The sequence below is a fragment of the Burkholderia sp. 4M9327F10 genome (assembly GCF_005503145.1).
In the GTDB taxonomy this organism is placed as follows: Bacteria; Pseudomonadota; Gammaproteobacteria; order Burkholderiales; family Burkholderiaceae; genus Paraburkholderia.
The window spans coordinates 19,210-42,526 of record NZ_SCNV01000047.1 but is presented as its reverse complement, the minus strand read 5'-3'; the positions used below and the strand labels follow the sequence as shown (position 1 = coordinate 42,526).

The 23,317-nt window shown below is 64.1% G+C and carries 28 protein-coding genes, 1 tRNA gene and 1 pseudogene; 17 read left to right on the top strand and 13 right to left on the bottom strand.

Annotation, left to right across the window (positions count from 1 at the left end; translation table 11 throughout):
* Positions 1–55: 55 nt before the first annotated feature.
* The 7 genes from FFS45_RS30715 to FFS45_RS30685 form a co-directional block, all read right to left on the bottom strand.
* Positions 56–454, bottom strand: coding sequence for a cupin domain-containing protein (locus FFS45_RS30715; protein ID WP_137958403.1), 399 nt, complete (start codon positions 452–454; stop codon positions 56–58).
* Positions 455–657: 203 nt separating this feature from the next.
* Positions 658–1,542 (bottom strand): AraC family transcriptional regulator, encoded by an 885-nt coding sequence (locus FFS45_RS30710; RefSeq protein WP_137958402.1) that lies wholly within the window; start codon positions 1,540–1,542, stop codon positions 658–660.
* A 16-nt stretch (positions 1,543–1,558) separates the two neighbouring features.
* A complete protein-coding gene (locus tag FFS45_RS30705) occupies positions 1,559–1,807 on the bottom strand; it encodes a DUF2795 domain-containing protein (RefSeq protein ID WP_137958401.1) in 249 nt (82 codons plus the stop codon).
* A gap of 117 nt (positions 1,808–1,924) precedes the next feature.
* A complete protein-coding gene (locus tag FFS45_RS30700) occupies positions 1,925–2,176 on the bottom strand; it encodes a hypothetical protein (RefSeq protein WP_137958400.1) in 252 nt (83 codons plus the stop codon).
* A gap of 312 nt (positions 2,177–2,488) precedes the next feature.
* A complete protein-coding gene (locus FFS45_RS30695; protein WP_137958399.1) occupies positions 2,489–4,222 on the bottom strand; it encodes a ClcB-like voltage-gated chloride channel protein in 1,734 nt (577 codons plus the stop codon).
* 163 nt (positions 4,223–4,385) lie between these two features.
* Positions 4,386–5,123: a glutathione S-transferase gene (locus tag FFS45_RS30690; protein ID WP_137958398.1), complete on the bottom strand. Its 738-nt coding sequence runs from the start codon at positions 5,121–5,123 to the stop codon at positions 4,386–4,388.
* Positions 5,124–5,286: 163 nt separating this feature from the next.
* Complete coding sequence (locus tag FFS45_RS30685) at positions 5,287–6,372, bottom strand: YeiH family protein (RefSeq protein ID WP_137958397.1); 1,086 nt, start codon at positions 6,370–6,372, stop codon at positions 5,287–5,289.
* Between the two features lie 116 nt (positions 6,373–6,488).
* On the opposite strand from FFS45_RS30685, the gene FFS45_RS30680 reads away from it, so the two are divergent.
* From FFS45_RS30680 to FFS45_RS30645, 8 genes are all read left to right on the top strand, one after another.
* Positions 6,489–7,445 (top strand): LysR family transcriptional regulator, encoded by a 957-nt coding sequence (locus FFS45_RS30680; protein ID WP_137958396.1) that lies wholly within the window; start codon positions 6,489–6,491, stop codon positions 7,443–7,445.
* A gap of 231 nt (positions 7,446–7,676) precedes the next feature.
* Positions 7,677–8,609, top strand: a complete 933-nt coding sequence (locus FFS45_RS42160; protein WP_137958395.1) for a TIM barrel protein — start codon at positions 7,677–7,679, stop codon at positions 8,607–8,609.
* Between the two features lie 48 nt (positions 8,610–8,657).
* On the top strand, positions 8,658–9,659 hold the full coding sequence (locus FFS45_RS30670; protein ID WP_137958394.1) for a sugar kinase: 1,002 nt from the start codon (positions 8,658–8,660) through the stop codon (positions 9,657–9,659).
* 159 nt (positions 9,660–9,818) lie between these two features.
* Positions 9,819–11,102 (top strand): MFS transporter, encoded by a 1,284-nt coding sequence (locus tag FFS45_RS30665; RefSeq protein ID WP_137958393.1) that lies wholly within the window; start codon positions 9,819–9,821, stop codon positions 11,100–11,102.
* Positions 11,103–11,106: 4 nt separating this feature from the next.
* Positions 11,107–12,072 (top strand): D-glycerate dehydrogenase, encoded by a 966-nt coding sequence (locus FFS45_RS30660; RefSeq protein WP_137958392.1) that lies wholly within the window; start codon positions 11,107–11,109, stop codon positions 12,070–12,072.
* Between the two features lie 7 nt (positions 12,073–12,079).
* Positions 12,080–13,288, top strand: coding sequence for a LacI family DNA-binding transcriptional regulator (locus tag FFS45_RS30655; RefSeq protein ID WP_137958391.1), 1,209 nt, complete (start codon positions 12,080–12,082; stop codon positions 13,286–13,288).
* A 60-nt stretch (positions 13,289–13,348) separates the two neighbouring features.
* Positions 13,349–14,281, top strand: a complete 933-nt coding sequence (locus FFS45_RS30650; RefSeq protein ID WP_137958390.1) for a YhfC family intramembrane metalloprotease — start codon at positions 13,349–13,351, stop codon at positions 14,279–14,281.
* Positions 14,282–14,329: 48 nt separating this feature from the next.
* Positions 14,330–14,695 carry a DUF3022 domain-containing protein gene (locus tag FFS45_RS30645; protein WP_137958389.1) on the top strand — a complete coding sequence of 122 codons (366 nt, stop codon included), beginning with the start codon at positions 14,330–14,332 and terminating at the stop codon, positions 14,693–14,695.
* A gap of 15 nt (positions 14,696–14,710) precedes the next feature.
* On the opposite strand, the gene FFS45_RS30640 is transcribed toward FFS45_RS30645, so the two are convergent.
* Together FFS45_RS30640 and FFS45_RS30635 are read right to left on the bottom strand one after the other, a co-directional pair.
* A complete protein-coding gene (locus FFS45_RS30640) occupies positions 14,711–15,148 on the bottom strand; it encodes a PGDYG domain-containing protein (protein ID WP_137958388.1) in 438 nt (145 codons plus the stop codon).
* A 152-nt stretch (positions 15,149–15,300) separates the two neighbouring features.
* On the bottom strand, positions 15,301–15,759 hold the full coding sequence (locus FFS45_RS30635) for a Spy/CpxP family protein refolding chaperone (RefSeq protein WP_137958387.1): 459 nt from the start codon (positions 15,757–15,759) through the stop codon (positions 15,301–15,303).
* A gap of 189 nt (positions 15,760–15,948) precedes the next feature.
* On the opposite strand from FFS45_RS30635, the gene FFS45_RS30630 reads away from it, so the two are divergent.
* Together FFS45_RS30630 and FFS45_RS30625 are read left to right on the top strand one after the other, a co-directional pair.
* The gene (locus FFS45_RS30630; RefSeq protein WP_137958386.1) at positions 15,949–16,833 is read left to right on the top strand and encodes a LysR substrate-binding domain-containing protein; all 885 of its coding nucleotides are present in this window, start codon (positions 15,949–15,951) and stop codon (positions 16,831–16,833) included.
* A 1-nt stretch (position 16,834) separates the two neighbouring features.
* Positions 16,835–16,901: transfer RNA gene (locus tag FFS45_RS30625), tRNA-His, on the top strand.
* A 200-nt stretch (positions 16,902–17,101) separates the two neighbouring features.
* On the opposite strand, the gene FFS45_RS30620 is transcribed toward FFS45_RS30625, so the two are convergent.
* Positions 17,102–17,371, bottom strand: a complete 270-nt coding sequence (locus FFS45_RS30620) for a hypothetical protein (protein WP_137958385.1) — start codon at positions 17,369–17,371, stop codon at positions 17,102–17,104.
* A complete protein-coding gene (locus FFS45_RS30615; protein ID WP_137958384.1) occupies positions 17,361–18,134 on the bottom strand; it encodes a hypothetical protein in 774 nt (257 codons plus the stop codon). Before FFS45_RS30615 ends, FFS45_RS30620 begins: the two co-directional genes overlap by 11 nt.
* Positions 18,135–18,376: 242 nt before the next feature.
* On the opposite strand from FFS45_RS30615, the gene FFS45_RS30610 reads away from it, so the two are divergent.
* The 4 genes from FFS45_RS30610 to FFS45_RS30595 all read left to right on the top strand — a co-directional run bounded on the left by FFS45_RS30610 (position 18,377) and on the right by FFS45_RS30595 (position 20,833).
* Entirely contained in the window at positions 18,377–18,841 is a 465-nt protein-coding gene (locus FFS45_RS30610; RefSeq protein ID WP_137958383.1) for an Lrp/AsnC family transcriptional regulator, read from the top strand.
* Between the two features lie 89 nt (positions 18,842–18,930).
* The gene (locus FFS45_RS30605) at positions 18,931–19,128 is read left to right on the top strand and encodes a type II toxin-antitoxin system VapB family antitoxin (protein WP_137958382.1); all 198 of its coding nucleotides are present in this window, start codon (positions 18,931–18,933) and stop codon (positions 19,126–19,128) included.
* A complete protein-coding gene (locus FFS45_RS30600) occupies positions 19,125–19,496 on the top strand; it encodes a type II toxin-antitoxin system VapC family toxin (protein ID WP_137958381.1) in 372 nt (123 codons plus the stop codon). The genes FFS45_RS30605 and FFS45_RS30600 overlap by 4 nt, the downstream gene beginning before the upstream one ends.
* Before the next feature lie 239 nt (positions 19,497–19,735).
* On the top strand, positions 19,736–20,833 hold the full coding sequence (locus tag FFS45_RS30595) for a saccharopine dehydrogenase C-terminal domain-containing protein (RefSeq protein WP_137958380.1): 1,098 nt from the start codon (positions 19,736–19,738) through the stop codon (positions 20,831–20,833).
* Positions 20,834–21,061: 228 nt separating this feature from the next.
* On the opposite strand, the pseudogene FFS45_RS30590 reads toward FFS45_RS30595, so the two are convergent.
* A pseudogene (locus FFS45_RS30590) lies at positions 21,062–21,639 on the bottom strand (ATP-binding protein).
* Positions 21,640–21,644: 5 nt separating this feature from the next.
* A complete protein-coding gene (cydX, locus tag FFS45_RS30585) occupies positions 21,645–21,812 on the bottom strand; it encodes a cytochrome bd-I oxidase subunit CydX (RefSeq protein ID WP_137958379.1) in 168 nt (55 codons plus the stop codon).
* Positions 21,813–22,058: 246 nt separating this feature from the next.
* Between cydX and FFS45_RS30580 the strand changes: the two genes are divergently transcribed.
* From FFS45_RS30580 to FFS45_RS30570, 3 genes are all read left to right on the top strand, one after another.
* Complete coding sequence (locus FFS45_RS30580) at positions 22,059–22,295, top strand: DNA-binding protein (RefSeq protein ID WP_137958378.1); 237 nt, start codon at positions 22,059–22,061, stop codon at positions 22,293–22,295.
* Positions 22,282–22,698, top strand: coding sequence for a type II toxin-antitoxin system VapC family toxin (locus FFS45_RS30575; RefSeq protein WP_137958377.1), 417 nt, complete (start codon positions 22,282–22,284; stop codon positions 22,696–22,698). The genes FFS45_RS30580 and FFS45_RS30575 overlap by 14 nt, the downstream gene beginning before the upstream one ends.
* 66 nt (positions 22,699–22,764) lie before the next feature.
* Positions 22,765–23,205 (top strand): hypothetical protein, encoded by a 441-nt coding sequence (locus FFS45_RS30570; RefSeq protein WP_137958376.1) that lies wholly within the window; start codon positions 22,765–22,767, stop codon positions 23,203–23,205.
* Positions 23,206–23,317: the final 112 nt, after the last annotated feature.

Sequence of the window (23,317 nt, the reverse complement as noted above, 5' to 3'; positions counted from 1 at the left end):
CGGGCAGGGCGGCGCAGGCATGTGGCGCCAGCCCGCCTCTGTCCGCCTCGACCGCTCAGATCCACAAGTCGTTAGCCGCCGTCCGCTCGTTCTCCTGCTCGCCGGTATTGCGCACGCCGCGCGGCTCGATCACCAGCATCTGCACCTCTTTTTCCGCATACGGCTTGTGCTCCTTGCCGCGCGGCACGACGAACATCTCGCCCGCGCCCAGGTGCACGGCGCCGTCCCGGAAGTCGATCCTCAAGCGACCGTCCAGCACGATAAACGTCTCGTCCGTATCCGTGTGCACGTGCCAGATGAAGTCACCCTCGATTTTCACGAGCTTGAACTGATAGTCGTTCATTTCGGCCACCACACGCTGTTGCCACTGATCGGGAATCAGCGAGAGTTTGTCCGCAAAGTTAATGGCGCGGTACGGCGCCTGAATGGCCGTGCTGGCCGGCGTGCTCGACATGGCTGTACTCCCGGGTGGTTGTAAAGAATGCCGACGAGCGTACGGCGTTGGTGCGGCATCGTCTTGTACGAATGTGCGCGGGGGCGATGGCGACCCGGCGCCGCGCCGTGATGACCCGGCGGTCCGGCGGCCCAGCGAGTCCAGCGAGTCCAGCGAGTCCAGCGAGTCCAGCGAGTCCAGCGAGTCCAGCGACGCCAGGCCCGCTAGCGCCTCGCGCTAAAACCCGAACTCTGGCCCGACACCGCCCCCGTATTCGCCGCGAGCTTCAGCATGTTCAGCCAGCGCGACGGCGAGATGCCCCACGTCTTCGTAAAGTGCCGCGTCATATGGCTTTGATCGGCGAAGCCGGCGGCGGCCGAGGCGTCGGCCAGCGGCCGGCCTTCGGTGGCGAGCCGGCGCACCAGGTCGAGCCGTCGCATGGTCAGATAGCGGTGTGGGCTGGTGCCGAACAGCAGCCGGAAATCGCGCGACAGGCTCCATTTGTCGCGGCCGCTCGCCATCGCCAGAACGTCGAGCGTCACGGGCTGGTCGAGCGCATCGTGGATGTACTGGCGCGCCCGTTCGGCCGCGTGATAGTCGGCGCTTCGCTTGCCCGGCTGCGGTTCGGAGCCGGCCACTGCGTCGAGCGCCATCGCCAGTTCGAAAATCGCGTCGTCCTGTTCGAGCGGGTCGAGCGCGCAGTCGATTGCCTGCAATAGCCCTTCGGTCGCCGCGAACAGGCGCGGGTCGTGCGACATTCCGCCCTCGACGAAGGGCAACGCCTTGCCCCCCAGCGCCTGCTGAAACAGCGCCGGTTCGATATACACCATGCGATAGCGAAAGCCCTCGTCGGTACCGGCATGGCCGTCGTGCGCTTCGTCCGGATGCAGCACCATGGTGGTGCCGGGCACGCTGTTGCGCAGACTGCGGCGGTAATGGAAGCTCTGCACGCCCGCGAGCGTGCGGCCGATTGCATAGGTGTCGTGGCGGTGCAGGTCGTAGGCGTTGTGATGAAAGAACGCCTCGATGCGTTCGATGCCGCCTGCCTGCGGCGCACGATCGATCCAGTCCGCGCCCGCGCCGTGGCGCGCCTTCAATATCACGCTCATGGTTCGCTTGATGGGTTCAGGCGCCGAGTCCGGGGCCGAAGTTGCTGCCGATCAGCCGGGTGACGGCTGCGACATCGGCATAGTCCTGCTCGGGCAGGCCGTCGAGCATGGCCAGCACTTCATTGCTGACGCCGGCTTCGCGCGCGGCATCGACCAGACCGTCCTTGTTGATCGGATAGCTGACCTCGCGCAACACGTCGCTGATCTGCAGATCGATCGCTTCGCCGGATTCGCCAGACTCGTCAGATGAAGCCGGATTGGCCATGCACGCGCTCCTTGTTTGATGTGACGATTATGCAGTTGCGTGGCGCACCCGGTACAGCACGACGTGACATCTTTCGGACCGCGCATACCCGCGTATAGCGCCATCGCGAAACGGCGCTCAGGTTTGCAGATGCTCGTTCTGTGCGTTCAGGCCGCGTTCCAGATGGCGCGACTTCGGCAGCGCGATATGCTCCCACTGCTGCGGCCGGTTGCCGTCGGTGACGGCCACATTGGGAGCGGCAGGCGCCACGGGCGCTGCGTTGGCGCGTTCCGCCGCGCTATTGACGGTGCTGTCGAGCGCGGTATGAACCGGCGCCGCGAAGCACGAAGCAGACAGCGTGACCATCACCATCAGTGTCGAGGTTTTCATCGCCCGACCTCCTTTGCTCATGCAGCGCAGAGGCTGCAGCAAGCACTGTGCCACTCCTGCGGCCGCAGGGCAGACACGCGCCTCGTGCAGCCTCGCTCGCGACGCGCCGCACTTCTTCCATCTTAGACGGCAAATCTTGCAACTAGCTCAAAAAAGTGCCACAAAAACAACCACAAAGCCAGGCAAGACCGCGAGGGCTTATGCCGCCTAGATGAATCATCGCAGAAAAATCGTACTCGCGTTGGAAACACGGCCGCGCTTGCCTAACGGAGCATTTCAAAACGTCTACAGCGCCGCGGCGGGCGCTCCCGTTCAGCGGGTCGGATTCATGCGGAAATACGCGTCGAGCAGCGAGGTCTTGTAGACCACCCCCGCCAGTTTCGGATGCGCAAGGCTCTCGATGACCGGCAGCCGCTCACCCTGGAACGCCATGAAGTGCTGCAGCGCGACGCCTAGCGGCATATCGGGCGTCAACACGTCGAAGTGCGGCTGCAGATAATCGGCGGCGGTTTTCGTCGCGGTATCGCGTTTTTCCAGCAGGTCGGAGGTGATGTCTTTCAATGCGACCACGCCGAGGAACGAGCCGTGCTCGTCGGCCACGTACAGATACTTCACCGGATATTCGAGGAACACCCGCGTCATCTCCTGCACCGTTGCGGCCGGCGCCACGACCGTTTCGGCCGGGCGGATCAGCTCGCGCATCTGGGTCGCGCGCAGGCGCACGCGTTCCTGTTCCTCGCGGTTGCGGTGCAGGGTGATCTCGTACATCGAGGTCTTGCCGATGGCGCGCGCCACGAAGTACGCGACCACGCACGACAGCATCAGCGGCAGCACCACCTGATAGCTGAGCGTCATCTCGAAGATCATCAGGATCGCCATCAGCGGCGCCTGGGTGGCGCCGGCGAGAAATGCACCCATGCCGACCATGGCGTACGCGTAGGGCGCCGAGGTGGCGTTCGGCCACAGCGCATGCATTCCCAGGCCGAACAGCGAGCCGACCACCGCGCCGACGAACAGCGTCGGCGTGAAAACCCCGCCTACCGCACCCGAACCGGCGGTGGCGGCGGTCGCCACCAGCTTGAACACGAGCACGAAGACGAGCGCCGTCCAGGTCCACGGCGAATGAAGGATCGAGTTGACGACGCTGTAGCCATTACCCCATACATCGGGCGACCATACCGACAGAATGCCCACGACAAGGCCACCCAACGCCAGTCTCACGGGCAACGGCAGCGGCAGCTTGCGAAACCCCGCTTTCGAGATGTCGAGCATGCGCAGGAACTGTGGCGCCGCTGCGCCGCATAGCACGCCTAGCGCGACGAACAGCAGGACTTCGAGGCCGGCTATGGGCGGAAACGCTGGCATCTCGTAGGGCGGACTGTAGCTGGTGAACTCGCGCATGGTGATGTTCGCGACCACCGCGGCGACCACGACCGGCCCGAAGCTTTCCATCGCCATTGAGCCGAGCACGATCTCGGTCACGAAGAAGGCGCCGGCAATCGGCGCGCTATACGCCGCGGTAATGCCGGCCGCGGCGCCGCAGGCTACCAGCAGACGCAGGCGCGGCGGGTCGAAATGCACCCAGCGGCCAATCAGCGATGCGGCGAGCGCCGCCAGCTGCACCATTGGACCTTCGCGGCCGATCGAGCCGCCGCTCGAGATCGTGAACAGCGACGACACGCTGCGCCAGAAGCTCAGCCGCACCGGCACCACGCCGTCGCCGATGGCCACGGCTTCCATGTAGTCGATGTGGCTGTTCTTGTCCACATGGCGCTGCGCGACCAGCAGCAGGAACCCGGCTATCAGGCCGCCCGCGGCGGGCAGCCAGATGCGCTCGGTCCACGGCAGGCTGAGCGCCATTCCGACGAGGCTGCCCGAGCGGCCCACAAATGCCAGTTGCAGCAGCGAGATGGCTTCGCGAAAGGCGATGGTCGCAAACGCGCCCGCGACGCCCACCACCACCGACCAGACCAGCATCGTGTGGGCGTCCGAGAGCCGGAACATCTCTTGCGCGCGGGTGCGCAGCTTCAGCAGGAATGAAAGCACGACGGCAGCGGGCCAGGTGATGAGTGAAGAGAAACCGCGCGCAAGAATAGCATTGCGCGGCGCGCGTGGGAGTGGCCCGACGGGGCGTTTTTGGAAGGGCGCAACACGTTTTTGCCGCGCCGCCGGCCATGTCCCGTCAGGGCTGTCAGAGCTGCCGCGAGGGTCACTGGGCGGCCTTGTCGAGTTCCGGATAGTGCCGGAAGATGCACGACTCGTTGTAGCCGAGGCGCCGCTCTGAAGCCAGGTAGGCGGCAACGTTAGGGCGTGCGGCGACCGCATCGTGCAGCGCGGCGAGGCGCGGGTAGTGCTCGCCGAAATGCCGGGTCGCCTTGGGAAAGGCGTAATGCAGGGCGTCGATCAACTGGAACATCGAGAGATCGACGTAGGTCAGCGCGGCGCCGACCAGGTGCGCGTCGCCCGCCGGATTCTGCTGCAGCACGCGCTCGAAGTAGCGCATGAACTTCGGCAGCCGATGATCGATGAAATCATGCGCGCGCAGCTTCGCGGCGTCCTTCTGCTCCTCATAGTAGAGGCCGCTTGCGATCGGATGGTGGGTGTCGTGAACTTCGGTGACGACATCGGCGATCGTCAGTTGCAGGCCGTTTGCCACATACCGTAGGTTCTCGTCGGCGGGCGCGAGGCCGAGCTTCGGGCCGAGGTAGAAAAGGATATTGGCGGTCTGCGAGATCAGCAGATCGCCGTCGCGCAGAAACGGCGGCGCAAACGGCGGGCAGGACACGCTGCGGCTGCGCATCGCGGCCAGCATCGCGCCGGTGCCTTGCCCGGAAGCTTCGTCGCCGCGCGCCACTTCGATGTAGTCCGCACGTGCTTCCTCCAGCGCGAGCCGCACGAATTCGCCGCGACCCTGCAAGCCGTCCCAATAGTAGAGTTCAAAGCTCATCGATCGATCCTCATTCGGCTGGTTCAGATGGCGCGCCCGCCGATCGACGTGACGCGCACGGCCAGTATGCCGCCGGTGCGCGCCGCGGTGTGCGCCGGGATGCGCAAAACCCCGCACGCGGCGGGGTTCGTGGCAAGGCGCATAACGGTGTCAGTGCGGCGCATCAGCCCAGCAGGCGCTGCACGGCCCAGGTGATGCCGAGCCCGCCGCCGATCAGCCACACGTACAGGATCAGCCCGGTGGTCAGCGCGCGCGGGCCGGCTTCGCGGATCTGCGAGATACGGGTTTCGATTCCAAGCGCGGTCATGGCCATGGTGAGCGCGAAGGTGTCGAGCGTGTTCAGCGTCTGGGTGGCCGCTTCCGGCAGGATATGCAGCGAATTCACCACCACGAAGCCGAGGAAACCGAGCGCGAACCAGGGAATCGCCAGCTTGCGCGGCGTGTGCTGCGCCGTGGACTTTGCGCCTGCTGCCGCACCGCGCGCCGGGCGGTTGATCCACACGCCGATTACGAGCAGCACCGGCACCAGCAGCATGACCCGTGTCATCTTGACGATGGTGGCAATGTGGGTGGCTTCCGGGCTGACGTTGCTGGCGGCGCCCACGACCTGGGCCACTTCGTGAATCGTGCCGCCGAAAAACAGCCCCGCGCCGACCGTATCCAGATGCAGCCAGCCGGCCTTGAACAGGATCGGGTAAAGGAACATCGAGAGGGTGCCGAACAGCACCACGCTGCCCACTGCCATGGCGCTCTTGTGCGGCTTCGATTGCAGTGTCGATTCGAAGGCGAGCACCGCAGCGGCGCCGCAGATGGCGCTGCCCGCGGCGGTCAGGAGGGCCGTGTCGCGGTCGAGCTTCATCAGCTTCATGCCGGCCCAGGTACCGATAGCGAGCGTGCTCACCACCACCAGCACCGATTCCGCGAGGCCCGGCAGGCCTACCTGGGCGATTTCCTGCAGGCTCACACGCAGGCCGAAGAACGCCACGGCGATGCGCAACAGCTTGCGCGCGGAAAAGTTGACGCCGGCCGCCCAACTGGCAGGCATCCCGTCGCGCAGCGCATTGCCGTAAAGGGCACCGGCGACAATACCGACGATCAGCGGGCTCAAACCGAGACCGGCAATGGCCGGCAGCGCGGCGATGCGCGTCACGGCGGCGGCGAACAGGGCGACGAACAGGATGCCGTTGAGCTGGCCTCGGGTGGAGGAGACGGCGTGGTTGTGAGTGGCGTGAATCTGGGCGGTGGACATGGCAGTCGCCTTGGAGGCGGTTCTGTTTGGATGTGCTAATCCTAATTTGAATATATCGATATGAAAAATCGTCATTTGTGACGTAAAGTATCGGTTGAACCGATATTTACTGCCCCATGACCCCCGATCAGCTTATAACTTTCGCGGCCGTCGCCGAGCATCGCAACATCAGCCGGGCCGCGCTCGCCTTGCATCTGTCGCAGCCGGCGGTGTCGGGCCAGTTGCGCCAGTTGCAGGACGAGTTCGGCGAGCCCCTCTATCAGCGCGACGGCCGTGGAGTGCGGCTGACCCCGGCGGGCGAACAGCTCGCCAGCTACGCCAGCCGCTTGCGCGATACCTGGCGGCAGGCGCACGCCTATCGCGACGCCTTGCGCGGCTTGGAAAGCGGCACGCTGCGGGTCGGCGCCAGCACCACGCCGGCCAGCTATCTGTTGCCGTATCTGATTGCCGGGTTTCACCGGCGCTATCCGGAGGTCGCGCTGCATACCGTCGACGGCAATACCGCCGAGATTGTCGGGGCGCTGGCTTCGCTCGATATCGCGATGGTCGAAGGGCCGGTTGGGGCCGATCTGCCGCCCGATACCGCTGTGCATCCGTGGCGCGAGGATGAGATCGTGGCGATCATGCCGCGCTCGCATCCGCTTGCGCAGGGTTTGGCAACGGGGTGTGAGGTTGCGTCGGGCGTCGCTACGTCGGGCGTCGCCACCCCGGGCGTCGCCGCACCGGCCGCGCGGATCGAACTGGAGGCGCTCGGGGCGCACCCGCTGGTGCTGCGCGAGGCCGGATCGGGCGTGCGGCAGATGGTCGAGCGGGCGTTCGCCCGCGCCGGGGTGCCGATGCGGGTCGCCCTGGAGATTGCCGGTGTCGAGGGTGTCAAGGAGGCCGTGCGCGCGGGCATGGGCATTGGCTTCGTGTCGGCCATGTCGATGCGCCATGAGGGCGGGGCGTTATGCCTGTTCTCGCTCAGCCCCGAACCATTAACCCGGCGTTTCTCGATCCTGATCCCGCACGCCAGCGCGCCCTCGCGGGTGGTGGAGCGGTTTCTGGCCTTGACCGCCGAGAGCGCGGACTGACCGCGTCCGGCCCGTGGGCGCGTGCGGCACGGTGCGAAAGCCTGCCTCGGCGCAGGGTGCGCCGCTTGCCCCGACTTGCCCGTCTGTGTGCTTCAGGGATTTCCACTATGGCGCCTGGACTCGCACCGGGCGCATTATCTCGTTATGGAAGCGCATGGGCGCTTTTTTTAAATGATCTCATGGAACCGGTTCCATCAGCGCGGAATCGAGAGAAAGCAGGGTGATTTCGACATGTCCGAGGTAGCGATTGTCGCGAGCGCTTTTGGCGCCGATGCGATTCGACGCGATGGCCACGCGGCCTGGGTGGAAGTCGCGGCACGTGCCGGTGCGGCGGCCTTCGAGGTGCGCCGCGAACTGTTTGCCTCGGAGGCGCAGACCGGTTTGTCAGCCTTGCGTGCGCTCGGCGAAGCGATTGGGGCGCACGGCATGTGGCCGATCTACTCGACGCCTGCGACGCTCTACACGGCAAGCGGCGCACTCGACGAAGCCGCCTTGCGGCTGGCCGCAGTGGAGGCGGACGCGCTCGGCGCACGCTTCGTGAAGCTGCAGCTTGGCGGCTTCGCTGCCCACGCGGCACAGACGGCACAGACGGCACAGACGGCACAGACGGCACAGACGGCACAGACGGCACAGACGGCACAGACGGCACAGACGGCACAGACTGGCAGCCCGGTCGGCGATGCGGGCTCTGCGCCCGAGCATCCCTTCACGGGCGCTCCGGCCCAGGCGCACGGCGCCCGGATTGCCGCCTGCCTGCAAGGCGTCCGCGCGCGCCTCGTGGTCGAGAACGGTCAACTGCGCGAAGGCGGCCTGATCGTTCAGTTCGCCGGACTCGTCGACGCGCTCCGCCGCGAAGGGTACGCAGACGTCCTCGGCATCACCTTCGACATCGGCAACTGGCAGTGGCCGGGCGAAGCGCCTCTCGAAGCAGCGCGGCAACTCGCGCCACACGTCGAATATATCCACTGCAAGGCGGTCGCAGGCGAGGGCGCACGACGCTTCGCCGTGGCGCCGGCCGCGGACGATCCGTTATTTACCGCAGCGTTGCGGCTTTTGCCCCGTGAAGTGCCGCGCGGCATTGAATTCCCGTTCGGCACGGGCATGAGCCGGCACGCTGTCGCAGCGGACGCGTCGCGCCATGTCGCGTGGCTGGCTAGCGCGTGATTAAGACGCGATGCCCCGAAACAGAACTCTGAATGGTCAGGATACCGTATGAACCCAGCTCTCGATGTCATCACCTACGGCGAAGCAATGGCAATGTTCGTCGCGGCCGAAACCGGCCCGCTTGCCGGCGTTAGCCAGTTCACCAAACGCGTCGCGGGCGCCGACCTGAACGTGGCAATCGGTCTCGCCCGGCTCGGTTTCAAGGTGGGCTGGATGAGCCGGGTCGGCAACGATTCGTTCGGCCAGTTTGTGCGCGACACCCTGAGCCGCGAAGGCGTCAACCAGCAACGCGTGACGACCGATGAGCGCTATCCGACGGGCTTTCAGCTCAAGTCAAAAAGCGACGACGGCAGTGACCCGGCGATCGAATACTTTCGCAAGGGATCGGCGGCGAGCCATCTGTCGCCGGACGACTACGCGCCGTTCTATGTGCTGGCGGCGCGCCATTTGCACCTGACCGGTGTGGCGCCCGCCATTTCCGCGTCGTCGCGCGAGCTGGCCTTCCTGCTGGCGCGGGAAATGCGTGCAGCAGGCAAGACGATCTCGTTCGATCCGAACCTGCGACCCACGCTGTGGCCGTCGCGCGCGGCAATGGTCGAAGGATTGAATGCGCTGGCTGAACTGGCGGATTGGGTGTTGCCAGGCATCGGCGAAGGCGAGATCCTGACCGGATATACGAAGCCCGAGGACATTGCGCGCTTCTATCTGGAGCGGGGCGCGCGCGGCGTCATCATCAAGCTCGGCGCGCATGGCGCGTATTACCGCACGGCGGACGATGCGGGCGTGGTGGCTGCCCAGCCGGTCGCGAAGGTGGTCGACACCGTGGGGGCGGGGGATGGTTTCGCGGTCGGCGTGGTCAGCGCCTTGCTGGAAGGGCGGCCGTTGCCGCAGGCCGTGGCGCGCGGCAACCGGATCGGCGCGCTGGCGATTCAGGTGATCGGCGATTCCGAGGGCTTGCCGACGCGCGCCGAACTCGATCTGCTGGAGCAGGCCGACGGCGGCGCCGCGGAGGCCGGCTTTGACGCACGGCGGTTGACGGACCCGGTTTGAAGTAGAAAAACTCGACGCATAACAACAAGATGCCGCAGAGGCTGATATAAGCAACCAGCAACTGAAGGCGCACCGATCCAACGGACTCAGGACCGCAATTAAATTGCATGGGATGGAAGCAGGAGCGAAAGCGCTTACTTCCATCGACAGGAGACATCCATGACCTCATCGCTTGCGATTCGCCGCTGGTGGACGATCATGCCGATCGTGTTCATCACCTACAGCCTCGCGTATCTCGACCGCGCGAATTTCGGCTTCGCGTCGGCCGCCGGGATCAATCAGGATCTCGGCATCAGCAAGGGGCTGGCGTCGCTGATCGGGGCGCTGTTTTTCCTCGGCTACTTCTTCTTCCAGATTCCCGGCGCGATCTATGCGGAACGCCGCAGCGTCAAGAAGCTGGTGTTCTGGAGCCTGATCCTGTGGGGTGGCTGCGCGGCGCTCACGGGTATCGTCAGCAATATCCCGTCGCTGATGGTGATCCGTTTTCTGCTCGGTGTGGTTGAAGCCGCCGTGATGCCGGCCATGCTGATCTTTATCAGCAACTGGTTCACCAAACGCGAGCGTTCGCGCGCCAACACCTTCCTGATCCTCGGCAATCCCGTGACGGTGCTGTGGATGTCGGTGGTATCCGGCTATCTGGTGCACTCGTTCGGCTGGCGCCATATGTTCATCGCGGAAGGGGCGCCCGCCATCCTCTGGGCCGTCTGCTGGTGGTTTATCGTGCAGGACAAGCCGGCCCAGGTGTCGTGGCTTACGCAGCAGCAGAAAGACGACCTCGCCGAAACCTTGCGTGCCGAACAGGCCGCCATCAAGCCGGTGCGCAACTACGGCGAAGCGTTCCGCTCGGCCGCGGTGATCAAGCTGTGCGCGCAGTATTTCTGCTGGAGCATTGGCGTGTACGGTTTCGTGCTGTGGCTGCCGTCGATCCTGAAGAACGGCTCGACGCTTGGCATGGTGGAAACAGGCTGGCTTTCTGCGCTGCCGTATCTGGCCGCGACCATCGCCATGTTGGGCGCCTCGTGGGCATCGGATAAACTGAATCGTCGCAAGGTGTTCGTCTGGCCGTTCCTGCTGATCGGCGCGGTCGCGTTCGCGGCTTCCTATGCGATAGGCTCGACGCATTTCTGGACCTCGTACGCCTTGCTGGTCGTCGCGGGCGCCGCGATGTACGCGCCGTATGGGCCGTTCTTCGCCATCGTGCCCGAACTGCTGCCGAAGAACGTCGCCGGTGGCGCGATGGCCCTGATCAACAGCATGGGCGCGCTGGGCTCGTTCGTCGGCTCGTACGTGGTCGGCTATCTGAACGGCGCCACCGGTTCACCGGCCGCATCGTATGCATTCATGAGCGTGGCGCTGGTCGCCGCGGTGATTCTGACGCTCGCCGTGAAGCCACAGCCGGCGGGCACCGCGCCGCTCGTCGCCACCCCACTGCAAGGAAAATAAGCTGATGAAAAAGATAGTCGCCTACAAGCCGCTGCCCGACGACGTGCTGGCGTATCTGCGCGAGCATGCCGAGGTCGTGCAGGTGGATGCCGCGCAACATGATGCATTCGTCGCGGCGCTCAGGGACGCGGACGGCGCGATCGGTGCGAGTGTGAAGATCACGCCGGCCATGCTCGACGGCGCGACACGACTCAAGGCGCTGTCCACCATCTCGGTCGGCTTCGACAACTTCGATGTCGACGATCTCACGCGGCGCGGCATCGTGCTTGCGCATACGCCGGATGTGCTGACCGAATCGACCGCCGACACGGTGTTTTCGCTGATCCTCGCGACGGCCCGCCGCGTGGTCGAACTGGCCGGCTGGGTCAAGGCCGGGCAGTGGCAGAAGAGTATCGGCCCGGCGCAATTCGGCGTCGATGTGCAGGGCAAGACGCTTGGCATCGTCGGCCTGGGCCGTATCGGCGGCGCCGTGGCGCGGCGCGCGGCGCTCGGTTTCAACATGCCGGTGCTGTACACCAACCGTAGTCCGAATCCGCAAGCGGAAGAGGCTTATGGTGCACGCCGCGTGGAGCTGGCCGAACTGCTGGCGACGGCCGATTTCGTCTGCCTGCAGGTGCCGCTCACGCCCGAGACGCAGCACCTGATCGGCGCGGCCGAGCTGCGCGCGATGAAGAAGAGCGCAATCCTGATCAACGCCTCGCGCGGCGCGACTGTCGACGAGGCCGCGCTGATCGAGGCATTGCGCGCCGGCACGATTCACGCGGCGGGGCTCGACGTGTTCGAGACCGAGCCGCTGCCCGCCGCTTCGCCGCTGCTGTCGCTGCCTAACGTGGTGGCGCTGCCGCATATCGGTTCGGCGACTCACGAGACGCGCCACGCCATGGCGTTGAACGCGGCCGAAAATCTGGTCGCCGCGCTCGACGGCACACTGACCCGCAACATCGTGAACCGCGACGTCCTGCGCAAGTGAGCACACCGTGAACACCCCACATACCCCTGCGGCGCGCCGCGCCACCATCAGCGACGTAGCCCGCGAAGCCGGCACCGGCAAGACCAGTATTTCGCGCTATCTGAACGGCGAGCTGAGCGTGCTGTCGCCGGAGTTGCGCGCGCGTATCGAAGCGGCAATCGAGCGGCTCGACTATCAGCCCAATCAGATGGCGCGCGGTCTGAAGCGTGGCCGCAACCGGCTGATCGGCATGCTGGTCGCGGACCTGACCAATCCGTATTCGGTCGAGGTGCTGCAGGGCGTCGAAGCGGCTTGCCATGCGCTCGGCTATATGCCCTTGATCTGCCACGCCGCCAACGAAGTGGAGATGGAGCGCCGCTACCTGCAACTGCTCACCACGTACCGGGTGGAGGGCGTGATCGTCAACGCGCTCGGCGTGCGTGAAGAGACCTTGCGGCCGGTTGGCGAAGGCGGGATTCCAGCCGTGCTGGTGGACCGTATGGTGGACGGCCTCACCGCCGACTTGGTCGGGCTCGACAACACGGCTGCGACCGAACTGGGCACGCGTCATCTGCTCGAGCACGGCTTCGACGACATCTGGTTCGTCGTGCAACCGTTCGAGCACGTCAGTTCGCGGCGCTTGCGCGAGGCCGCGTTTCGTGCGGTGATCGACGCTCAGTCGCATGCGCGAGGCCGTACCGTCGTGCTGGAACTGGGCGATGCGGCGGCAGTGGAGGGCGCGCTGGCCGAACTGGATCGCGCTCTCGACGCCGTGCATGGGGACGCCTCAGGCGTCACCCTCGATTTCACAACCGCGGTCACCCTCGATCTCGTGCCAGGTGGGCACGACGATCCCACACTTGCTGCTACGCCCGGCGCCGCGCCCGACGCGCCGCCTCACACGAGCTCCGGCCATGCGCATGGCGCTGCAACTGCCGCCGCCAGGGGCGCCCGCCGCCTTGCGCTGTTCGCCGCCAACGCCCCCGTCGCGCTGTGTCTCGCCCGCCATCTGAACGCACGCTACGGCGCGCGCTGGCAGGAGCGCATCGCGCTGCTCGCCATCGACGATCCCGAATGGGCCGAATTCGCCGGCATCACGACGATCCGCCAGCCGACCTATCAGATCGGCTACCGCGCGGTGGAGTTTCTGCATGAGCGTATCGACGGGGCTCAGACGGCCGTGCGCGACTGTCTGCTACCGGGGGAATTGATCGTGCGCGGGTCAACTTCGCGCTGATCTGCGATGATTCGGGCTGCGGCGCGCAGCGGGTGCGCGCCGGACATCCCAAGGAAACCCATGGTCGTTGCACCGCTCACGCTTACCTGTCTCGCGCTCGCGACACTGTTCGTCGCCGTTTTACCGATTGCCTTGTACCGGCGCCTGCGCCGTCCGCTCGGGCTGAGCGCCCGCGATTCGATTGCCGGCATTGCCGTGTTCGCGGCGTTCGCGATGGTGATCGAGCGCGCATTGAACAGCTATGTCCTGCATCAGAATGAGACCACCGCAGCGTTGCTGTCGAATCCGCTTTCGTTTGTGATCTACGGCGCGCTGGCGGCGGGCGTGTGCGAGGAAGTGGGACGCTTCATCGCCATGAGGTTGATGTGGCGCAAGGCCGTGGCTGCCAGAGATACGGCGCCGGATGCGCCGCTGGCGAATACGAACACGCTAACGGACGCGACCGGCGCGAGCGCCACCGCCACGCCCACGCGTCCCTCACTGGAAGCGCGGCTGGCCATGCGCAGGAAGACCGCCGCACCGCCTTCGACAGGCGATAGCACGGCGCTTGGCTATGGCATCGGCCATGGCGGCGCCGAGGCGTGGATGGTCGGCGTGCTGGTGCAGGTACAGTGGATTGTCTTCGCAGTCATGGCAAACCGCGGCGATCTCGACACCTATCTGGGCAATCTGCCGGATGAATCGCTGATGCGCATCCATCTGGTCCTTGCGAGCCTGTCGCCGCAGATGGCGGGAATTTTTGTGCTCGAACGGGCGGCGGCACTGGTGTTCCAGATCGGCCTGTCCGTGCTGATGTGGCGCGGCGTGCGAGCCGGCTGGCGCGGCATCCTGCCGCTCGCGATCGTCGTGCACGCGCTCGTCGACCTGCCTGCGGTGCTGTACCAGGTGCGGGTGCTGCCGCTCTACGCAGTCGACGGCCTGTATGCCCTGCTGGCGGTGATCGTGGCTGCGGTGCTCATCAAGCTGTTCCGGCCCATGGCGCGCAGCGCTTGAGCGCGCGCGACAATCCTGCAGCGTTTTTCCAACCTTCGGCCTGTAAAAATGGAAGCCTACCAATACGACTGCGCGAGCCCCGATGTGGAAGAGCTGGCGCGGGTCATCAGCGACCTGTTCCCCGAGCAGACGCAGTTCATCGAACGCCCCGCCGAGGACGGCACGCCGACCCTCGCGGTCCACTGGGTGGCGATGCGCTTCGGCGCCGCGGCACGCCGGATCACGGTGAGCGTGGTGGGCGCGCCCGCGGTGTGGGCGCGCTACCGGGCGTTGCCGCCGCGGCATCGTGCGCGCAGCTTTGCGGTGCTGCGCGCGTATGCCGAAGCGACCATCGGTTCGCTCGAAGAGCAGTATGCGAACGGCGAGCCGGTGCCGCGCGAAGTGACGATCGAACTGGACGAGCAGTTCGCCTGAAGGTACCGCCTCGTGCTAGTCGGCGCGACGGTACACCTTGGCAAAGCGCGCCGCCTGCACGACGCCATAGTCGCCCGGCGCGTACTGCATGACCCAGTCACCCGCGGCGCCATGCAGGATGTCGCCGCCGGCCGCCGAGCGCGCCAGCGAGAACGGCTCGTTCATCTGCCGCGCCAGCACGATCGCCGGCCGGTTGCGGTACGCACCCGGCTCGCCGTGGGCGAGTCCCGCGGCAGCAGGGAGATATTTCGCATCGAAGCGCTCGCGCGAGACCACCCAGCGGTCTCCGGTGGAGCCGGTGATCAACGCGTCGCCGGGCGCGTAGCGGTTCGGGCCTTCGAGGCTCATCAACTCGCCGCTCGCCGCGGCAAAATCGACGTTGACGGTTTCGTCCTTGACGACACGTTGAGCGGCCGCGTCGGAGCGCAGGTCGAGATTCTTGAGTTCGATCATGAAGCAGATTGACGGTAAGGTAAGACGCCAGGTAGCGGAATAATGCCAGAAGCATAAAGCACAACGCCCGCCGGTGAGGGCAGGCGTTGTGTCAAGGGTTCGGCAGGCGGCTCAATCCAGCGCCGCATCCTGCTCAGCTCAGCGTTGCATTCTTACTGCGGAGCCTTGCCGTGCTTCTTGCCGCCTGGGTGCGGATGCTGACGGAAGGTTTCATCGGCCAGTTTCTTCTGGTCCGGCGAGAAGCTGTTGTACAGCGGCTCGAATGCGTCGACCAGCTTCTTCATGCCGTCGGCGTGCGCCTGGGCGATGGTCGCGTATTGCTTCATGTCGTCGAGCGCGGACAGGTCGGTGGCCGCCTGGCGTTGCTTGTACAGATCGCTCATGGTCTCGCCGTTGCTGCGCATGACATCGGCAAACGTACCCCACTGCGGGTCTTGCGCTGGCGTGATCTTGAGCTGCGAGTGCAGATACGCGATGCGGTCTTCAACGTTGCGCTCGTGCTTGCCCGCCGGTGCGGAGGCTGCGGCGGGTGCCGAGGCCGGTGCGGCGGTCTGTGCGAAGGCGCCGCTCATGGCGAGCGCTGAAGCCAGGATTACCAGTGCTTTTTTCATCGAAACTCCTGATGTTCGTTCGTATTCGGATACAGCGCGCGGTCAAGGCGCGGGTCATGCATACGGCGTGCTGCTGACGAGCCGCTCGGAATGCCCGCTGTGCCAAGCTCGGTATTAGTAACACGATATCCCTACAATGCGTCTACGTTGCGACAAACGCTTACAACCGAAACGAACAGGAAACAGCGGGTGGACAAACTCGTCAGCATGGAAATTTTCGTGGCCGTGGTCGAGGCGGGCAGCCTGACGGCGGCGGCCGAGCGCTTCGACATTTCGTCGGCGATGGTCGGCAAGCATATCCGTTCGCTGGAGACCCGCCTCGCTACCCGGCTGCTGACACGCACGACGCGCCGTCAAAGCCTGACTGAGATCGGCCGTCAGTACTACGAGCAGTGCCGGCGGATTCTGGCCGATGTGAAGGCGGCGGAGTCGCTTGCTGAAGCGATGACAGCGACGCCGCGCGGCGTGCTGAAGGTGACGGTGCCGCTCACGTTCGGCGTCGAAGTGTTTGCGCCGGCGATGACCGATTACCTTACGGCGTGGCCGGACGTGAGTCTCGAACTCGATCTGTCCAACCGTGTGATCGACCTCGTTGAAGAGAGCTTCGATGCGGCCGTGCGGATTGGCCGGTTGCCGGATTCGAGTTTTGTCGCGCGGCCGCTCAAGCCTTACCGGATGCGGGCATGCGCCTCGCCCGAGTATCTCGCGCGGGCCGGCACGCCGCGCACGCCGGCCGATCTGGCGCAGCACGAGTGCCTCGGCTTTCTGCATTGGGGCCGCGAGGGAATCTGGCGGCTTAACGGCGAGCCAGAAGGCGAGAGTCCGTTGCGCGCGGGACGGTTTCGCGCCAACAACGGCCAGGCGCTGAAGGTGGCTGCGTTGCGTGGTTTCGGTTTGGTGTTGCAGCCGGAGGCGCTGCTTGCGAGAGAGATTGCCCGCGGCGAGCTGGTGCCGGTGCTCGACGAATTCTTGCCGCCAGGCTCGCCGGTGCATCTGATCTATCCGCGTGACCGGCGCGCGACGCCGAAGCTGACGAGCTTTATCGACTTTGTGATGGAGCGGCTTGGTGCGTGACGGGCGTGCTCGGTAGAGTCCAGGATTGTGATTCCTGTGGCCGTGGGTTCGAGTCCTATCGGCCGCCAAATCCAGACGTGGATCTCGGCCGCGAATCTAACGAGCAGCGGCCGTTGAAGCAACGCTATGCCGCCTCAGTTTGATTGAAGCGCTCTCTCGCGCGCCGGATGTGGTCCAGGACGAAACGGCAGTCGTTGACACATGATGCGGCGGCACGCTCGTCCATGGCGGCGCCGATTTCATAATCGGCCTTCTTTCTCGCTTTTTTTTAATAGGAAAGCCTGCGTGCTGCCTGCTGTGCATCAGTCCTACCCGGCACAAGATCTTTTCCCCATCTGGCGACAGCATCGATTACAGCCTTGTGCGATTCGGACGACTGGAATTCCGAGTTGGCCGGCGTGTACCCGTCTGGCAAACTCTCGATGCTGCCGTGATAGGCGCCATAGTAGGAGCGGGAGATAGCACTTCGCTTGTCGCCCTCGTTGCACGGATCGGCGAGCAGCTTTTCGGCGGTACTGATGAAGTCGTCAGGCGTCATTCGGAGCGATCTCCGGACCAAGCTCAATCGAAAAGGCACCCAACGGGAATTCTTCCACTGCGTCAAACAGCACGCTCGTGAGTTCCTCGTCGAGTTTGCGAACTTCGTTGGCGTCACCCGGGACCAACGCAGTTACATAGATAGCCTCTTCTCCCGGCGCTGAGTCGATAAACGCCTGCGCCCCGAGCCAACGCACATGCCTCTCGCTGAGAAATCTGAACAAGGCTGTGTGAAGCTGCTCGATTGCCTCGAACTTCACGCCGTTGCGCTCCGCGGTCCTGAAGGCGCGTTCGTGATAGCTGAATTCGAGCGGCATTTCATCCATTTTGCGCTTGCGATATTGCTCTTGCAGCTCCAGGGCGCGCGCCCAGCGACCCGCATTCCAGTTTGAATCTATGGCGATGCGCAAATACGCCAGGTTAGTTGGTTCGCGCTGCGCTGCCGCTTCAGCCTGTTCCGCTCCTTCCAGGAGACGGGCTGTGCAGTTCAGGCTGGTGGCGTAATTGACGTATATCGCACCATTTGATGCGTATCTCGTGGCGTGTTCGAAGTTGGAGTGCATACCCTCGACGTCCCATTTCGAAGCCGCGACAATGCCCAGCGTCTGGTATGCATGCTCAGGGTCATTGCCGATGCCCGCTCGAGCGGCCCGTTCAAGCCGGGCTGCGGCGAATTGATCGAGCTCTACAAAGCGCCTGTTCATGAGGGCAATGACCTCGTCGAAGGCTGCTTCCGCTGTAGATTTTGGCTGGGATAGCCGCATACCGTTTTTCAGATTTCTCGCTTGTTGTGGCCATCGCGTCCGGGGGCGACAGTACGCGCTGATAGTAACATCTGGCCTATCGCACAATATATCTGTCGCGCAGAACCTACGACCCGACCCGCTACACCAAGGATTGAGATTCCTGCCGTCGTGTCCATATGTGTCTGCGCTGTACGAGGCCGAACCGCGCGGGGATAATCCGCTACTCCCTGCTCAATTCCATGTAAGCGAAACTGCCATCCATGAGACCACCGCGCCTCGACCAACTCGACGACCTCGACCGTAACCTCGTTGCGCTGCTGCAGGCCAACGCGCGCGAAAGTGTCGCGGACCTTGCGCGCCAGCTCGGCGTGGCGCGCACCACTGTGATCGCGCGCATTGCGCGGCTCGAACGCACCAACGTGATTGCGGGCTATAGCGTGCGGCTCGGCCAGGATGTGCTCGATGCGAGCATCTACGCGTATGTCGGCATCATCATCGCGCCGAAGTATGGCCCGGACGTGCAGAAGCGTTTGGGCAAGATGCCCGAGGTGCAACTGCTGTGCGCGGTGAGCGGCGAGTTCGATTACGTCGCCTGGCTGCGCGCGGATTCTCCGGACCGGCTCAACGATCTGCTCGACCAGATCGGTACGCTGGAGGGCGTCGAGCGCACGACCACGTCGATCATTCTGGCCCGCAAGATCGATCGGGGGATGATTGGGGGGTGAGAAGAGATTGGATTCCATCATCTTCTGAAAGCATTGAAAGGCGCATCATTTGATGCGATAATTGATGCTTACCGTGTGGAGGATATATCGTGCGTACAACACTTGCACTCGACGACGACTTGCTCGCCAAGGCTCAGGCTTTCACGGGGCTTCAGGAAAAGTCAGCGCTTATCCGCGAAGCGCTCAAGGCGTTGATCGAACGAGAAAGCGCGCGTCGACTTGCCCGGCTCGGTGGTAGCGAGCCCGATTTGAAACCGGTCCGGCGCCGGCAGACGGACCCAGCATGATTCTCGTCGATACATCCATCTGGATCGACCATCTGCGCAAAGGCGATGCAACCTTGGCCGATCTGCTCGAGCAGCGGCGCGTTCTCGCCCATCCATTTGTTACTGGCGAATTGTCTTTGGGAAGTTTGCGTCAGCGAGAGATTGTCTTGAATAGCTTGCAGGAGTTGCCGCAGGCTGAAATCGCGCATGACGAGGAAGTGCTTCATTTCATCGCAGATGAAGCTTTGTTCGGTCTTGGTATCGGCTATGTCGACGCTCATTTGCTCGCCTCGGTCCGGCTTACGCCGGGCACTTCAATCTGGACGCGCGACAAGCGTTTGCTTGCAGCGGCTACGCGGCTTTCTCTTGCTGCCGGATTGAATCATTAAGTGATTCGCTGAACAGAGCACGCACACGCCGTTTACGGCTTTTTGACGTAATTTCGACATATCGACGCATTCGTTCGTCATATCGTCGAAGTTCATGGTCATAGCGCAGCATTTTGCGTCTATAAACTGTTTTTGCTTCTCCTTAAACTGTGTCGCAAGGGTTCGGCCCGCCGGGCGCAGCGCCAAGCGCAGCGTACTTTCGAAGCTGGAGACAGCATACACAGAACAAGGAGAAGCGCATGAAAGTTGCCATCGTTGGCGCAGGTTTGATCGGTCACACCATTGCTCACATGCTGCGTGAAACCGGCGACTACGAAGTCGTCGCCTTCGACCGCGATCAGCAGGCGCTCGACAAGCTCGCCGAGCAGGGCATTCCGACCCGCCGCGTCGATTCGGCCGACGCCGCCGCGCTTCGCGCAGCCGTACAAGGCTTCGACGCACTGATCAACGCGCTGCCGTATTACCTCGCCGTGAACGTCGCGACCGCCGCCAAGGGCGCGGGTGTCCACTATTTCGACCTGACCGAAGACGTGCGCGCGACCACCGCGATCCGCGCAATCGCCGACGAATCCGCTCACGCTTTCATGCCGCAGTGCGGCCTGGCGCCCGGCTTTATCGGCATCGCTGCGCACGAACTGGCGAACCGCTTCACGGAAATCCGCGACGTCAAGATGCGCGTGGGCGCATTGCCGGAATTCCCGACTAACGCGTTGAAGTACAACCTGACGTGGAGCGTCGACGGCTTGATCAACGAGTACTGTCAGCCGTGCGAAGCGATCCGCGATAGCCGCACGCAATGGGTGCAGCCGCTCGAGGGCCTCGAACATTTCTCGCTCGACGGCACCGAGTACGAAGCCTTCAACACCTCGGGCGGTCTTGGCACGCTGTGCGAAACCCTGGCAGGCCGCGTCGAAACGCTCGACTACAAGTCGGTGCGCTATCCGGGCCATCGCGAACTGATGAAGTTCCTGCTCGAAGACCTGCGCCTCGCAACGGACCGCGACACGCTGAAGTCGATCATGCGCCGTTCGGTGCCCTCGACCGCACAAGACGTCGTGCTGGTCTTCATCACGGTGACGGGCACGCGCAACGGTCAACTGGTCGAAGAAGTGTTTACCCGCAAGATCTTCGCGAAGACCGTCTGCGGCGTGCCGATGAGCGCGATCCAGATCACCACGGCGGGCGCGATGTGCGCCGTGCTCGATCTGTTCCGCGAGAAGAAGTTGCCGCAAAGCGGCTTTGTGCGTCAGGAGCAAGTGTCGCTGCGCGACTTCCTGGCGAACCGCTTCGGTCAACTGTATGAAGGCCAGTCGCTCGACACCATGGCGACGGTTTAAACGGGACGGCAGTCACAGGCCAGTCCGAGGGCCGTGAGCAGTGAGGAGGTAGGCAGCAGGCAGAACGGAACGGCCCCGTAGAGGGCCGCCTGGGCGCCCCCGGTCATTGATTTGGGGGCGCCTTGTTATTTGTAGCGTGCGAGCTGAGCGCATGGTTCGCGCATCTTCAGGGCGTTTCCAGCACATCGTCAGCGGATTTTCAGTGCGTCGTCAGCGCCTGACGGTTGCTTAGCCGACAATCCGCGCCAGCAGCGCGTCGTTGTCGGTCATGCCCGCCGCGGTATTGTCGAACATCAGCAGGTCTATGCAACTCTCGCCCTCCGGCATGAAGCGGCGCTGTCGGTATTCGTCCCAATGGGCCAGTTTGTACGCGTCGTTCGGATCGCCGCGCTCGAGTATCCGTTGACGCGCCGTTGCTTCCGCCGTGTAGACCCAGACGACCCGAATCTCCACGTCATCGCCCACCCCGAGCCACGCCCGATCGAACAGTTTGCGCTCACGCACTTCGCGCGAGAGTGGCGCGACCACCAGCGCACTCACGCCTAGCTCGAGATTGTCCCGTGCGGTGTCGATCAGACCGCGGTATTCCGGGTCACGCAGATGCTGCAGGAAGAGGGGGCTGTCGCGGTCGTTGGGGGCGCCTGTGAGCATGCCCATGGCGGCGGCGCTGTAGCCGCCGTAAGCGTGTCCTTGTCGAGCAGGCAGAAGGCGCCGCCGGTTGCGCTCATCAATGGGCCGATCAGGCGTTTGGCGAGTGTCGTCTTGCCGGTGCCGGCATGTCCACAGATAAAAACCAGATACGTCACTCAGGCTAGTCCTTTGTCGAACCGGGCGGGTTGGCGCTGCCGGCGGTGCTCGCAAGCGGATCGCCGGGCGCCGCGTCACGGGCGAACTTGCCGTTGGCCTCCAGCCACATTACGTTGATGATCCCGAAACCCAGCGCCACGCCGATACCGAGAATCCAGCTGAAATACCACATTGCAGTCTCCTTGATCGAAATCCCGTACGGGGGATGCGTGACGCATCTGTTGCGTGGGGTAACGCGAAGCAAACCTGCTGGAAGAGGAGCGGTGTTCACCGGAAGGGCGGCGAGTAGCGCGCCGCCCGTATGACACGATCATGAACAAGAAGCGGGCCGCGCGCAAGAGGGGCTGGCCGTTCGACCAGGGTGGCGGATTGCCGGCACGTTGCTATCATGGGTGGCGATGTGTGAATGGGAGGCGATATGGCAGATCTCTTGGTAAGAGGTGTAGACGAACGGTTGATCAAGGCGCTGGAGCGCGAGGCGGCGGCTCACGGCCGCAGTGCCGAAGCCGAGCACCTGGCTATTATCGAGGATGCATTGCATCGGCTGGAAAACCGCCAGTTCATCAGACTGCTCATGAGCATGCCCGATGTCGGCGAAGACGCTGATTTCGAGCGGATAGACGATACGGGCGAGGCACCAGTTGTATTTGATTGATACCAACGTCATCAGCGAGATCAGGCGCTGGGGGCGGGCTAATCCAGGTGTCCGGCGATTTTTCGAGCGCGCGACCAACGAGGGGCACGCTCTGTTCCTGTCAGTGATTACCGTAGGAGAACTACGACGGGGTGTCGAAGTAGTGCAATATCGAGGCGACAGGCCTCAGGCGATGTTGCTCGAAGCGTGGACGAATTCGGTATTGGAGATGTTCGCTGACCGCATCCTTGCAATCGGTGAGGATGCGGCGCAGGTATGGGGCAGGCTGCGCGTTCCGCGAGCGGAACACCCAATGGACAAACTGATCGCTGCGACGGCGCTTACCCGTAACCTGATGGTCGTCACGCGCAATGTTAAGGATTTTATGGGTACTGGCGTGCGCGTATTGAACCCGTTCGATTAACGCCGTCGCTGGAGGCCCACAGCATGCATCGCACACCACAGCAATAAAAAAGGGGGGAGACGCACCATGTCAAAGCACCCGCTGGCCGCCTGGAAAGCCTTAGTGCTGGCCGTCGTAGTCGCCTTGCTGGCCGCGTGCGCCTCCGAACCGGCCGAGCCGGTGGCCTTCAAGCCCGTGCCCGCCACACGTATCCTCAAGCCCGGCTACACGGACCCCGCCGCAGGACTCGTCGCCGTGGACGTGCGGCGTGAGCGTTCGCGCGACCTGATCGTGCGCTTTCGCGATGCGCTGGTCTACGTGGATGGCGAGCAGGTCACCGATCTGTTCAACGGCGAGCACGTCGTCTTCTATCTCACCCCCGGCACGCACCGGATCGCCGTCTCGACCCAGTTCGATCCGATCGTCGAAATGCATTTCATCGTGACGCCCGACACCCGCTACAGCAACCGCGCATCGGTCACCTTCAATGCGGATCACCGCATCGAGCTGCACCGCGTCGCGCAGTGAAGGCGCGCAGGCGATTCGCCGCGATGACATTTCGCGGACATCGCGGTCCGGCAAAGCCGCTAACATGGTGGCTTTGACAGCTTCAATCGTGCAGGTTTAGCAGCGCTGAGGC

Coding starts and splice junctions, on each gene's coding strand:
- FFS45_RS30715 (WP_137958403.1), bottom strand. CDS start 454: ATGTCGAGCACGCCGGCCAGCACGGCCATTCAGGCGCCGTACCGCGCC.
- FFS45_RS30710 (WP_137958402.1), bottom strand. CDS start 1,542: ATGAGCGTGATATTGAAGGCGCGCCACGGCGCGGGCGCGGACTGGATC.
- FFS45_RS30705 (WP_137958401.1), bottom strand. CDS start 1,807: ATGGCCAATCCGGCTTCATCTGACGAGTCTGGCGAATCCGGCGAAGCG.
- FFS45_RS30700 (WP_137958400.1), bottom strand. CDS start 2,176: ATGAAAACCTCGACACTGATGGTGATGGTCACGCTGTCTGCTTCGTGC.
- FFS45_RS30690 (WP_137958398.1), bottom strand. CDS start 5,123: ATGAGCTTTGAACTCTACTATTGGGACGGCTTGCAGGGTCGCGGCGAA.
- FFS45_RS30685 (WP_137958397.1), bottom strand. CDS start 6,372: ATGTCCACCGCCCAGATTCACGCCACTCACAACCACGCCGTCTCCTCC.
- FFS45_RS30680 (WP_137958396.1), top strand. CDS start 6,489: ATGACCCCCGATCAGCTTATAACTTTCGCGGCCGTCGCCGAGCATCGC.
- FFS45_RS42160 (WP_137958395.1), top strand. CDS start 7,677: ATGTCCGAGGTAGCGATTGTCGCGAGCGCTTTTGGCGCCGATGCGATT.
- FFS45_RS30670 (WP_137958394.1), top strand. CDS start 8,658: ATGAACCCAGCTCTCGATGTCATCACCTACGGCGAAGCAATGGCAATG.
- FFS45_RS30665 (WP_137958393.1), top strand. CDS start 9,819: ATGACCTCATCGCTTGCGATTCGCCGCTGGTGGACGATCATGCCGATC.
- FFS45_RS30660 (WP_137958392.1), top strand. CDS start 11,107: ATGAAAAAGATAGTCGCCTACAAGCCGCTGCCCGACGACGTGCTGGCG.
- FFS45_RS30650 (WP_137958390.1), top strand. CDS start 13,349: ATGGTCGTTGCACCGCTCACGCTTACCTGTCTCGCGCTCGCGACACTG.
- FFS45_RS30645 (WP_137958389.1), top strand. CDS start 14,330: ATGGAAGCCTACCAATACGACTGCGCGAGCCCCGATGTGGAAGAGCTG.
- FFS45_RS30640 (WP_137958388.1), bottom strand. CDS start 15,148: ATGATCGAACTCAAGAATCTCGACCTGCGCTCCGACGCGGCCGCTCAA.
- FFS45_RS30635 (WP_137958387.1), bottom strand. CDS start 15,759: ATGAAAAAAGCACTGGTAATCCTGGCTTCAGCGCTCGCCATGAGCGGC.
- FFS45_RS30620 (WP_137958385.1), bottom strand. CDS start 17,371: ATGACGCCTGACGACTTCATCAGTACCGCCGAAAAGCTGCTCGCCGAT.
- FFS45_RS30615 (WP_137958384.1), bottom strand. CDS start 18,134: ATGCGGCTATCCCAGCCAAAATCTACAGCGGAAGCAGCCTTCGACGAG.
- FFS45_RS30610 (WP_137958383.1), top strand. CDS start 18,377: ATGAGACCACCGCGCCTCGACCAACTCGACGACCTCGACCGTAACCTC.
- FFS45_RS30600 (WP_137958381.1), top strand. CDS start 19,125: ATGATTCTCGTCGATACATCCATCTGGATCGACCATCTGCGCAAAGGC.
- FFS45_RS30595 (WP_137958380.1), top strand. CDS start 19,736: ATGAAAGTTGCCATCGTTGGCGCAGGTTTGATCGGTCACACCATTGCT.
- cydX (WP_137958379.1), bottom strand. CDS start 21,812: ATGTGGTATTTCAGCTGGATTCTCGGTATCGGCGTGGCGCTGGGTTTC.
- FFS45_RS30580 (WP_137958378.1), top strand. CDS start 22,059: ATGGCAGATCTCTTGGTAAGAGGTGTAGACGAACGGTTGATCAAGGCG.
- FFS45_RS30570 (WP_137958376.1), top strand. CDS start 22,765: ATGTCAAAGCACCCGCTGGCCGCCTGGAAAGCCTTAGTGCTGGCCGTC.